11 protein-coding genes are annotated in these 12,340 nt (G+C 49.7%); all 11 read left to right on the forward strand.

Going from position 1 to position 12,340, the window contains the following annotated elements; translation table 11 throughout:
- Window positions 1-5: 5 nt before the first annotated feature.
- The 11 genes from ABD980_RS07650 (at window position 6) to ABD980_RS07700 (ending at window position 12,336) form a co-directional block, all read left to right on the forward strand.
- Window positions 6-1,514, forward strand: coding sequence for an indolepyruvate oxidoreductase subunit beta family protein (locus ABD980_RS07650; RefSeq protein WP_345370751.1), 1,509 nt, complete (start codon window positions 6-8; stop codon window positions 1,512-1,514).
- Window positions 1,515-1,680: 166 nt separating this feature from the next.
- Complete coding sequence (locus ABD980_RS07655; protein ID WP_260650277.1) at window positions 1,681-2,199, forward strand: MarR family winged helix-turn-helix transcriptional regulator; 519 nt, start codon at window positions 1,681-1,683, stop codon at window positions 2,197-2,199.
- Window positions 2,200-2,313: 114 nt separating this feature from the next.
- On the forward strand, window positions 2,314-2,757 hold the full coding sequence (locus ABD980_RS07660; RefSeq protein WP_300647777.1) for an acyl-CoA thioesterase: 444 nt from the start codon (window positions 2,314-2,316) through the stop codon (window positions 2,755-2,757).
- A gap of 141 nt (window positions 2,758-2,898) precedes the next feature.
- Window positions 2,899-5,214, forward strand: a complete 2,316-nt coding sequence (locus ABD980_RS07665) for a bifunctional salicylyl-CoA 5-hydroxylase/oxidoreductase (RefSeq protein WP_300647778.1) — start codon at window positions 2,899-2,901, stop codon at window positions 5,212-5,214.
- A gap of 11 nt (window positions 5,215-5,225) precedes the next feature.
- Window positions 5,226-6,353 (forward strand): cupin domain-containing protein, encoded by a 1,128-nt coding sequence (locus tag ABD980_RS07670; protein WP_260650280.1) that lies wholly within the window; start codon window positions 5,226-5,228, stop codon window positions 6,351-6,353.
- Between the two features lie 56 nt (window positions 6,354-6,409).
- The gene (locus ABD980_RS07675) at window positions 6,410-7,333 is read left to right on the forward strand and encodes a fumarylacetoacetate hydrolase family protein (RefSeq protein WP_300647779.1); all 924 of its coding nucleotides are present in this window, start codon (window positions 6,410-6,412) and stop codon (window positions 7,331-7,333) included.
- 11 nt (window positions 7,334-7,344) lie between these two features.
- Window positions 7,345-8,367 carry a carbon-nitrogen hydrolase family protein gene (locus ABD980_RS07680; protein ID WP_260650282.1) on the forward strand — a complete coding sequence of 341 codons (1,023 nt, stop codon included), beginning with the start codon at window positions 7,345-7,347 and terminating at the stop codon, window positions 8,365-8,367.
- A 69-nt stretch (window positions 8,368-8,436) separates the two neighbouring features.
- Entirely contained in the window at window positions 8,437-9,225 is a 789-nt protein-coding gene (locus ABD980_RS07685) for a cyclase family protein (RefSeq protein ID WP_300647781.1), read from the forward strand.
- A gap of 301 nt (window positions 9,226-9,526) precedes the next feature.
- The gene (locus ABD980_RS07690; RefSeq protein ID WP_345370757.1) at window positions 9,527-10,498 is read left to right on the forward strand and encodes a PDR/VanB family oxidoreductase; all 972 of its coding nucleotides are present in this window, start codon (window positions 9,527-9,529) and stop codon (window positions 10,496-10,498) included.
- A gap of 10 nt (window positions 10,499-10,508) precedes the next feature.
- Entirely contained in the window at window positions 10,509-11,822 is a 1,314-nt protein-coding gene (locus ABD980_RS07695; RefSeq protein ID WP_260650285.1) for an aromatic ring-hydroxylating dioxygenase subunit alpha, read from the forward strand.
- Window positions 11,823-11,853: 31 nt separating this feature from the next.
- Window positions 11,854-12,336 (forward strand): aromatic-ring-hydroxylating dioxygenase subunit beta, encoded by a 483-nt coding sequence (locus ABD980_RS07700; protein WP_260650286.1) that lies wholly within the window; start codon window positions 11,854-11,856, stop codon window positions 12,334-12,336.
- The last annotated feature ends 4 nt before the right edge of the window (window positions 12,337-12,340 follow it).

Here is a 12,340-nt window from a genome sequence, read left to right on the forward strand (position 1 = left end):
ACGCAATGCAAGCAAAACCAATCAAAATTGCCATTTTAGCGATGGGGGGTGAAGGCGGTGGCGTATTAGCCAACTGGATTGTCGCCCTCGGTGAGCATAACGGTTACATCGCTCAAACCACCTCGGTGCCCGGGGTGGCCCAGCGTACAGGTGCCACTATTTATTACGTAGAGCTTTTCCCAAAAAGCCAAATTAAAGGGGATAAAGCTCCAGTTTTAGCCCTAATGCCGATGCCTGGCGATGTGGATGTGGTGCTTGCCTCTGAGCTAATGGAGGCAGGCCGCGCCGTACAACGGGGCTTTGTGACCCCCGACCGCACAACACTGATCACCTCTACCCATCGTGTATATTCCATTGCAGAAAAAACAGCCATGGGTGATGGTCGTGTAGATAGCGAGGCGCTCATCGAACACACCCGTGCAGCCGCCAAGAAATATATTCATTTTGATATGGCAAAAGCCGCGGAAGAAGCCGGCAGCGTGATCAGTGCTGTACTTTTTGGCGCACTCTCTGCCTCTGGTGTTCTACCTTTTAGCCGCGAACAGTTTGAGCAAACCATTGAGCGCGGCGGAGTCGGGGTAAAACCAAGTTTACGCGCTTTTGCCAATGCCTACCGTCGTGTGGGTAATGAGGGAGCTGCCGATGAGCAAACCGATGCTAAAATCCGCGACCTGAGCCAAATCAACCCTAAGCACCCTAAAGTTGCCGCTTTAGTCAACCAAGTGCGCCAGCAATTCCCCGAAGACAGTCAAGCCATTATTGTGGAAGGGGTACGGCGCCTGATTGATTTCCAAGATGTGGACTATGCCCAGCTTTATGTGCAACGTCTTTTACAAGTTCAGCAAAAAGCACATGCGGATGACACCGCACTCCTTCGCGAAACCGGACGCTATTTAGCCTTGTGGATGTCATTTGAAGACGCCATCCGTGTTGCCGAGCTCAAAACCCGTAGCAGTCGCTTTGAGCGCGTACAAGATGAAGTCAAGCTCGCTGATGGTCAAATTCTCACCATCAATGAATACATGCACCCCCGCGTCGAGGAAATTAGTGAAATCCTTCCCTGTACGAAGCTAGGACGCTGGTTACTGAAGCCAAGCTCATGGGGGCATAAGCTATTACGTAAGTTCACTCAAGAAGGTCGCGTGATTCAAACCAGTTCCCTGCGTGGCTTTTTGATGTTGCATACACTTGGTGGTCTCAAGCGCTGGCGTCGTAAAACCCTACGCTATCAGGTTGAGCAAGAGCGTATTGAAAAATGGTTAGCGCGTATTGAGCAAAACGCTGGCTCTCACCCCGCATTAGCCTTAGAAATCGCTCGAACTCAGCGTCTAGTCAAGGGATACGGTGATACTCATTTACGTGGTCTCAAAAACTTCCATACGGTGATGGAAGCCTTAGATCGCCACCAAAATCGTATTTCGCCCGATATCTTGCAAACCTTGCGAGATGCGGCATTAGCTGATGAGCAAGGCAAAGAGTTAGACAAAGCGCTCAAAGCACATGCTTTGGCTTAACCCCTGAGGCATCTTATGGTTAACCATAGCTCACAATTGCTTCACTACTAAACTATTTATAGTAGAATACATTTTAAAGCAATGGAACAATGACAGCGGAATTATCCTTACTTATGGTTAACCATTTTGGTGTGTAAAAGCACCAAAATGCACAGGAATACGAATCATGAAGCAAAACGCAGCGACACATGACGAGGTACTAGAACAAAACCAAGACAGTGGCTACGAAGGGCGTATTGGTCCTAAAGACCCAGCGAGTCTACGTTTATGGCTCCGCCTTATGACATGTACCAAACAAATCGAAGACGAAATCCGCCGTCGCCTAAGAAGTAATTTTGATATTTCTCTGGCTCGATTTGACTACATGGCTCAGCTCTACCGTTACCCGGATGGTCTCAAAATGGGCGAGCTTTCTCGCTACTTAATGGTCACAGGGGGTAACGTCACTGGCTTAACCGATGAGCTCTCTCGCGAAGGACTAGTCTCTCGTCAAAGCAGTCCCACTGACCGCCGCGCTTGGCTTTTACGTTTAACCCCTAAAGGCAAAAGCACTTTCGAACAAATGGCAAAACAACACAATCAATGGATTGCGGAGCTTTTCGAAGGGTTGGATCACGACGCTATCGACAGCGTACACCAACATTTAGGGCAATTACGTGTGCATTTATTGAGCGTCATCAAATAAAGCACACCTAAAAACATGATAAAGCTTTGGTTTGGGTTTGCACTTCCTGTTTGCTTGACCCAAACCTTGATTAACTAAAGTGCAAACAGCGCTTCACGTTGTAAAGGTAAATGCATGGGATCAAAGCTGTACACAACTGAACATCGTATTCGTTTTTCTGAATGCGATCCGGCTGGCATTGTTTTTTATCCGCAATATTTTGTGTTGTTTAACGACCTCATGGAGCAATGGATTGATTCCATGATCCCCGAAGGGTTTAGCGGCCTCATTGCTCATAAAAAAGTGGGTATGCCAACCGTTCACCTCGAAGCCGATTTTCGCTCTATCAGTCAAATGGGTGATGATGTCGTTCTCAGTATCGGGGTGAAACACATCGGTAGCCGCTCCTTACAGTTGCGACTGCAATGTGTAGGTAAAGATGGTGTGTTACGTATGGAAGTGCAGCAGGTGATTGTGACCACCTCTCTGGTAACCCACCAAGCGATCGAGGTGCCTGAGTTTCTTCGTGAGCCAATGCAGCAGTATTTATTGCCTGCCGAAGAAGCCTTGGCCAACTAGGACATCACTTGGACACAAAGCAGGATACCAAGTCATTTTTTAGGTTTTTACTTTACCTAAATACTTTACTTGTATACTATTTATCAATAAATATACTGACTTGAATACATCAAGTCCGTAACATAACCATACGGGAAAGCTATGAAAATCGTATGTATTGGTGGAGGCCCAGCTGGCCTATATTTTGGTCTGCTGATGAAGTTACAAAACCCCGACAATGACATCGTGGTCGTTGAGCGTAACCGTCCTTATGACACGTTCGGCTGGGGTGTGGTGTTTTCTGATGCCACAATGGAAAACTTGCGTCAAGCAGATCCTGTATCCGCACAGACAATTGGTGATGCGTTTAACCATTGGGATGACATTGAAACGCATTTTAAAGGCCGTGCTATTCGTAGCAAAGGCCACGGCTTTATTGGCATTGGGCGTAAAAAACTTCTCAATATTCTTCAGGCTCGCTGTGAAGAGGTAGGCGTAGAACTCGTTTTCGAAACCAACGTTGAAGATGAAATCGAGGTCGCTCGCAAATACAACGCCGATCTGGTCATTGCCTCAGACGGTATCAATAGCCGTATACGTAATAAATACCCTGAAAGCTACCAACCAGATATTGATGAACGTAACTGTCGCTTTGTGTGGCTCGGTACCAAAAAAGTCTTCGATGCGTTTAACTTTATTTTTGTAGAAAACGAGCATGGCTGGTTCCAAGCTCATGCTTATCGCTTTGAGGATGGTCTCTCTACTTTTATTGTCGAAACCCCCAACGAAACCTGGGAAAAGGCCGGCATTGAAAACATGAGCCAAGAAGAAGGCATTAAGTACTGCGAAGCACTTTTTGCCCCTTACTTAGACGGTAACGAACTAATCAGTAACGCCTCGCACTTACGCGGCTCAGCCATTTGGATTCGCTTCCCTCGCGTCATTTGTAATAATTGGGTGCACTGGGCTGATGTGGATAACAAAAAAGTCCCATTTGTACTGATGGGTGACGCCGCCCATACCGCTCACTTCTCCATTGGCTCAGGTACAAAACTGGCCTTAGAGGACGCAATCTCTCTTGCGGAGCACCTTAAAAATGATGCCACTTTAGAACAAGCCCTAGAAGAATACAGCGCCGCCCGTAGTGTTGACGTGCTTCGAATTCAAAATGCCGCTCGCAACTCCACGGAGTGGTTTGAGAACGTAGCCCGCTATGCGCATATGGAGCCAGAGCAGTTTACGTACTCAATGCTCACACGCTCGCAGCGTATTTCTCACGAAAATCTGCGTCTACGCGATGCCGAAGGCATTGAGCAGTTTGAGCGCTGGTTCGCTCAGCAAGCCGGCATGACGCTATCCGCAGAACAAACTCCACCACCGCCGATGTTCACGCCCTATGCGCTGCGTGATATGAAACTCAAAAACCGTATCGTTTTTGCTCCAACTCTCATGTACAGCGCCGAGAACGGTGTGGTGAATGCGTTCCATCAAAATCACTATAGTGCTCGCGCTCTAGGCGGTGCAGCCCTTGTCATGGCAGAAATGACAGCGGTTACCCCCGAGGGTCGCGTCACCCCTGGCTGCGCCGGTTTATGGAACGACGAGCAAATGACAGCTTGGCGTGAGGTGGTTCAGCAAGTACAACAAAATGGCGCATGTATGGGCATCCAGCTCGGACATGCAGGTCGCCGAGGCTCCACACAACGCGGCTGGGAAAACGTAAATAAACCACTGCAATCTGACAACTGGGATCTGCTCTCGGCCTCAGCTATTGCCTATGACCAAGACAGTGCCACCCCTGCCGCGATCACTCGCGAGCAAATGGATACTATTCGTGATGCTTTTGTCGCCGCTACCCAACGTGCGGACCAAGCTGGCTTTGACTGTATTGAGCTTCAAGCGGCACATGGCTATTTGCTTTCTAGCTTTATTTCGCCCTTAACCAACCAGCGTACAGACGAATTTGGCGGCAGTTTAGAAAACCGCATGAAATTCCCCTTAGAGGTCTTTACAGCCATGCGCGCGGTTTGGCCAGAAAATAAACCCATGTTCGTGCGCATCTCTGCCACAGACTGGGCAGAGGGTGGAACTACCGTGGATGAAGCCGTCGAAATTGCACGCTTATTCAAAGCCGCCGGAGCGGATCTCATTGATGTTTCCAGCGGCGAGGTCGTCAAAGCACAAAAACCCATTTATGGTCGCATGTTCCAAACCCCTTTTGCGGATCGCGTGCGTAACGAGGCCGGCATTGCTACCATGGCAGTAGGCGCCATCTTAGAAGCCGACCATGCCAACAGCATTATCGCTGCCGGTCGCGCTGACCTATGTGCGCTATCTCGTGGGTTCCTCGCCAATCCAAACTGGCCCTTACACGAGGCCGCTAAGCTTGGTTATCACCAGGTCGCTTGGCCAAAACAATATCAGTGGGGTCAAGACTGGTTGGAACGTAATGAAAACCGCCCTGTCTTACAAGGCTAAAGGAGACAACCATGACAACCGAACGTTATGACATCTACAAAGAGGACGTAGCGGGTCGTGCTAATGTCAGCGACACCCCTGAGCTTGTCCAGTACTATAAAGACCTCGAAAAGTTTGAAGCCGGGGCTCTGTGGAACGTAGCCAATAAAATCGAGCCGTGGGAACCCAAGTCCCAGTCTGTTCCTGTTTTGTGGCGCTATCAGGATCTGCGTGAGTACGTATTGCGCTCTGTGGATTTAGTAACCCCTGAACAAGCGGGTCGCCGTGTGATTTATCTTAATAATCCAGGGCGCCAAGATGTGTCGGCAGCCGTAGGCTGGCTCTATTCTGGATTGCAGGTGATGCATCCTGGCGAAGCTGCTTCCGCTCACTCACACTCCTCTTCCGCACTACGTTTCATTATGGAAGGCTCTGGTGCCTATACCGTTGTAGACGGTCACAAGATGACCTTAGGCGCCAATGACTTTGTCTTAACGCCAAATGGGGCGTGGCATGAGCATGGTGTCAGTGAGGACGGCACCACCTGCATCTGGCAAGACGGCCTAGACATCCCCTTTGTCAATGCCATGGAAGCCGGCTTTTACGCTGTCCACCCCGACTTATCACAAGCGGTCACCTTTCCTGTGAATGATGCTTCCCATATTTGGGGGAACCCGGGCTTAAAACCTGTGCTACATGACTGGCAAAAACCCTACTCCCCACTCTTGAAATATGAGTGGGAGCCCACCTACGAAGCCTTATCGCGTTATGCCAAAGTCACCGATGGCAGCCCCTATGATGGCATTATCATGGACTACACCAACCCCTTAACGGGTGGTCCCGTCATGGCAACCATGGGTGCAAGCATGCAAATGCTGCGGCCCGGCGAACACACCAAAGCACACCGCCACACAGGTAGCATCATCTACCAAGTGGCCAAAGGTCATGGTTACTCCATCATCAATGGCAAACGCTTTGATTGGCGCGAGCGCGATATCTTCTGCGTACCCTCTTGGATGTTCCACGAACACGTTAACGGGTCCAGCAGCGATGATGCGTGCTTGTTCTCATTCCACGATCTACCTGTGATGCGTGCGCTCAACCTCTATTACGAAGAAGCGCTCGCAGATAATGATGGTCACCAGATCATCACCGAATAATTCATGAATCCGATGTGTTGCCTCGGCAACATATCTTGCTACTCTTGGAGATAAAAATGCGTCTTGTTACTTATCGCAGCGAAGTTGCTGCTGCTGGCCGCTTAGGTGCTATTGTTGGCGATCTCGTCGTTGACTTATTCGAGTTTGGCTTAGCCACTGGCCACCCCCTACCCGACAACATGCTCGATTTCATCGACATGGGTCCAGCTGCGGTTAAAGCAACTAGCCGTTTGCTCGACGAGCATGCTGACGATATGCCGTTAGGCGTGGCCGTACCCTTGGCTAACGTAAAGCTTTTGGCACCTATCCCACGCCCACGTAAAAACATTTTCGGTATTGGCTTGAACTATGTAGAGCACGTTGCCGAATCCAGCCGTACTTTGGACACCTCTGCCGACTTGCCTAAAGAGCCAGTCATTTTCTCCAAGCCCCCAACCACTGTTATTGGTCCTGGCGATGCCATTGAGCACAATCGCAACATCACCCAACAAATGGACTGGGAAGTTGAGCTTGCCGTGATCATGGGCACACGAGCACAACGTGTCAGCAAAGAAGAGGCGCTGAAATACGTCTTTGGCTACAGCGTCATGATTGACGTTAGCGCGCGCGACTGTCGTCGTGCTGGTCAGTGGATTTACTCCAAGGGCCAAGACACCTACGCTCCCTTTGGTCCTGTGATCGTAACCGCCGATGAGATCACCGATCCACACAACCTGAACCTGAGCCTCACCCTAAACGGTGTAACCAAGCAAAGCTCCAACACCAAGCACATGCTCTTTAATGTGAATGACCTTATTGCTGACATCAGCGCTGGTATCACCTTAGAGCCCGGTGACATTATTGCTACCGGTACACCTGAAGGCGTTGGGGCTGGTCGTGACCCACAAGAATGGATGTGGCCTGGCGATGTGGTCGAAGCCGTCGTCGAAGGTATCGGTACGCTACGTCACCCCATCGTGGACGTTACCCCCAAAAACTAAGGAGAACATGCATGCTTGAATTGCCAAAATTCAAGGCTGCAGCTGTTCAGACCGCGCCGGTGTTTCTTAACACCGACGCGACCGTTGAAAAAGCTTGCCGCCTGATCCATGAAGCCGCCGACAACGGTGCAAAACTGGTTGCCTTTCCTGAGGTATTCATTTCCGCTTATCCGTATTGGAGCTGGGTCATGAATCCTGTCGAGGCCAGCCCTTGGTTCGAAAAGCTGGTTTTATCCGCTATCGAAGTGCCTGGTCCGGAAATTCAAAAAATCGCTCAGGTGGCAGCGCAACGCCAAGTTAACGTTGTGATTGGCGTTAACGAACGCAACCCAAATAGTATTGCAACGCTCTATAACACCTTGGTGACCATTAACCACGAAGGCCGTATCATCGGTCGCCATCGTAAGCTTGTCCCTACCTGGGCAGAAAAGCTCACCTGGGCTCCCGGTGATGCCTCTTCCATGCGTGTACACAAGACCAACATTGGTCCATTGGGTTCACTCGCATGTGGCGAGAACACCAACACCCTCGCGCGCTTTAGCTTGCTTGCTCAGGGCGAAATGGTACACACCGCCAACTACATTGCTCTACCGGTTGCACCTAAAGACTACGACATGGCCGAAGCGATTCGCTTACGTGCTGCTGCGCATTGTTTTGAGGGCAAGGTGTTCACTGTGATCTCTTGCTCCACCATTTCTGAAGAAATCGTGGAACTTATGAGTGCCTCACACCCTGAAGCTCGCGAACTGCTGGCTCGTAAAAATAGTGCCTTCTCAGGCATTATTGGTCCCGACGGACGTACCGTAGGTGAACCGCTCATTGATGATGAGGGGATTGCTTACGGGGATATCGATCTATCGCGCTGCATCCAGCCGCGCCAGATGCACGACGTCACTGGTCATTACAACCGCTTTGATGTGTTTAACCTCCAAGTGAACCGCCGCGCTCTGACCGCAGCGACTTTTGTCAATGACAACTTTAACGTTGATGAGCTCAATCCCGACCCAGCGGATTTTGATCCCAGCGACAACTAATGCATGACCTCTCAGGGCAATATGAAATTGCCCTGAGCCATATTTATAAAATACATAATGGAGACAGCCATGAGCAACGCGCTTAGCCTCATGATTGATGCCCTGAACAATAATCAAGTTAAGGTTATTGATCTTACCCATACACTGAACGAATCTTTTCCATCCCTACAGTTACCTGAGCAATTTGGTCAAACCGCTGGCTTTAGTATGCAACGCATCAGTCAATATGACGAAGCCGGTCCGGGCTGGTACTGGAATAACTTTACCTGTGGTGAGCATACCGGTACACACTTCGATGCACCGGCGCACTGGATTTCCGGTAAAGATCATCCCCAAGGTACGGTAGACACCATTCCTGCCGAAAACTTTATACGCCCAGCCGTCGTGGTAGATGCAACAGCAGAAGTCGCTCAAGACGACAATTGGATACTTACCCCCGAGTTTCTCCAAGCCTGGGAAGAAAAACACGGACGCATTCCTGCCCGCTCTTGGGTGTTTTTACGCACTGACTGGTCCAAACGCCTTGAAGAGCAAGGTCCAGAAGCCTACGTCAACATGAAAGAAAACGGCCCGCATACCCCTGGCCCTTCGCAAGAAGCCGTCGAATGGATGATCCACGAACGCGATGTCCATGGCTTTGGTGTAGAAACCATCAATACCGATGCAGGTCAATCTTATGCCTGGCCTGTCGCCTACCCTTGTCATACGCTAATGCATGGTGCTAACCGCTATGGCCTGCAGTGCCTGCGTAACTTAGATCAGTTACCCCCTACAGGTACTCTTATTCTCTCGGCGCCACTTAAAATCGAAGGTGGCTCAGGCAGCCCACTACGCGTACTGGCTATCGTCAACGCGTAGCAATTTTCTTATCGTACATCCGCATTTTTTGCCCCTTGTCCTAAGGGGCTTTTTTTATGCCTAAAGCTCTAATGGTTTTCCATTACATTCTCAAGAATATATTGATTACTAAACTATTCACCACTAGAATACATCACATATTAATAACGATTTTCAGTGATGAGGCTTTCTGCCCAAAGCCACAGTCATCAAGCTGACGGAGACAACCCATCGGGAAGGCATGCTGCCGCCCAGAGATGGAAAATAGCCTATGGTTGTGGTTATGCGTCTGCCCCTCATCACCCAGACCGGAAGGCTTACGATGCAAACATTTGACCTCCTTATTCAAGAAATCCGTGATGTATCCCCACTCATTCGCGAGTTTGTTTTAACCGCAAACACCAACACGGCACTTCCCCCCATACAGCCTGGCGCTCACTTACAAGTTCAAATTCCTGAACTAAATGACCACCGCTGTTACTCGTTAATTGTCACAGATCCCGACTACGACTGGCATGCTTCCCCTCAGCAATACCGCTTGGGTGTACGTCTGGAAGAAAATAGCAAAGGGGGCTCCCTGTTTATGCATCAACGCCAAGTCGGTGATGTCTTAACAGTCAAAGGACCCGTCAATGATTTTCCTTTAGCCGAAGCCCAACCGGATGAGAAGCCCATCGTATTAATTGCTGGTGGCATTGGCATTACCCCTATTGCCAGTATGGCACACGCGCTCACACAACAAGGCCGTTCCTGTACGCTTCATTACAGTGCGCGCAGCACAGAACAACTGGCTTTTGCTGATGAGCTGCGCTCGCTACTTGGGGAACAACTGCACTGCTACACCAACGATCACCACGCATTAGATTTATCGACACTTTTTGATGGCTTAAGCCCTGATCAACATATTTATGTTTGCGGTCCGCAAGGCATGATTGATGCGGTCATTGCACTAGCTAAAGACCGCGGCTGGCCCCGCTGTCATATCCATTTCGAGCTTTTCATAACCGCTGCACCGGTTGCGGGCGACCAACCCTTTGAAGTAGAACTGCGCCAGTCTGGGCTGAGCTTTGTAGTTCCTGCAGATAAAACCATCATCGATGTGCTCGAAGAAGCGGGTGAGGATCCGATGTATGACTGCAAACGGGGCGAATGTGGGGTCTGTACGGTAGATGTACTCGAAGGCATTCCGGATCACCGTGATTACTTTTTAACCGACAAAGAAAAAGCTAGCGGCAAAGTCATGCAGATCTGTATTTCTCGCGCAAAATCTCAAAAACTTGTTCTCGATATGTAAGGTGCTTGCCATGAATCTTTATCGCAATAATCCAGATGCTATCCGTCAATTGGTCCGCGACACAGAAGTCCACAAAGACCTCTACATTAACGAGGAATTGTTCCAGCTTGAAATGGAACAACTCTTTGCCAATACGTGGGTGTATGTGGGCCACGCTAGCCAAATCCCTAATAAAGGAGATTACTTCACCACCACAGTCGGCACCGAAGAAGTCATTATGGTACGGCACAGCGATAACAGCATTAAAGTGCTGTATAACCGCTGTCCCCATAAAGGCGTCAAAGTCGCTGGTGAAACCTGTGGGAATACAGGCAAATTTTTCCGCTGTCCTTATCACGCATGGACCTTTCGCACCGACGGGCGTTTACTTGCCATCCCTCTTAAAAAAGGCTACGAGGACACCGGCTTTGAATGCTCTGAAGCCAGTCGCGGCATGGCGGCAGTAGAAAACGTGGTGGTCTATCGCGACTTTGTCTTCTGTCGTTTAAGTGCGGAAGGAGAAAGTTTTGAGGACTTTTTCGGCGAGTCCTTGTCAACGATCGATAATATGGTTGACCGCTCACCTGAGGGCAAACTGGAAATTGCCGGTGGTGTAATGCGCTACATGCACCACTGTAACTGGAAAATGCTGGTAGATAACCAAACCGATACCTGTCACCCAATGGTTGCGCACGAGTCCTCGGCGGGCACCGCCGTCAAAGTTTGGGAAAATGCGCCAGAAGGCACGCCCAAACCCATGGCAGTTGAGCTTTTTGCTCCTTTTATGTCCCCTTACGAATTCTTTGAAAACATGGGGATTCGCGTCTGGGAAAACGGTCATGGCCATACAGGGGTTGCAGACTCCATTCATGCGGAATACTCCGATATTGACGGTTATTGGGACCAAATGGTTGCTGCGTATGGCGAAGAGCGCACCAAAGAAATCCTCGGTGATGTACGTCATAACACCGTGTACTTTCCTAACATCATGATCAAAGGCCCTATCCAAACCCTACGTATTTTTAAGCCCATTGCCGTAGACAAAACCTTAGTGGAGTCATGGACCTTCCGTTTAGTCGGCGCTCCCGACAAGCTCTTAGAGCGTACGCTCATGTATAACCGTCTCATCAACGCCCCCACCTCTGTGGTTGGCCATGATGACCTAGAGATGTACGAGCGCGCCCAACAAGCCCTAAAAAGTCGCGGACGCGACTGGCTAAATGTGGGTCGACTGTATGACCCCGCTGAAAAAGAACAAAAAAATGTGGTTATTAATGGCACCAGCGAAATGCAAATGCGAGCTCAGTTCCGAGCGTGGTTGAAATACATGGGCATTGACGCCTAAACCTATAGCTCATTGATAGAAAGGACGCATCATGACACAACTTACCGCTCAAGATTTAATTGATTTTGTCTACCACGAAGCCGACCTGCTCGATGAACAACGTTTTGACGAGTGGCTCGATTTATTTACCGATGACGGCTACTACTGGATGCCGCTCGCGCACGGACAAACCGACCCCATTTTGCACGCCTCTTTACTCTACGAAGACAAGCTTTTGCTTCAGGTTCGTATTGAGCGTCTTGCTGGGCAACGTACCTTTTCGCAGCAACCTAAAAGCCGCTGCCACCATCTGCTACAACAGCCTCGCGTCATTCACTTTGATCCCAACGCCAAAGAGCATCAAGTACGCACTGCTTTTCACTACACCGAAACCCGAGGTGATGAACAAACCTTTTATGTTGGCTGGGCAACGCATCACCTTGTCCAAGATAACGGCCAACTGCGCATCAAACTCAAACGCGTCGATTTACTTAACTGCGATGCCCCCTTTGGCAACATTCAGCTGTTTATGTAGGAGA

This window comes from Paenalcaligenes hermetiae, from assembly GCF_039543645.1.
GTDB classification, from domain to species: domain Bacteria; phylum Pseudomonadota; class Gammaproteobacteria; order Burkholderiales; family Burkholderiaceae_B; genus Paenalcaligenes; species Paenalcaligenes hermetiae.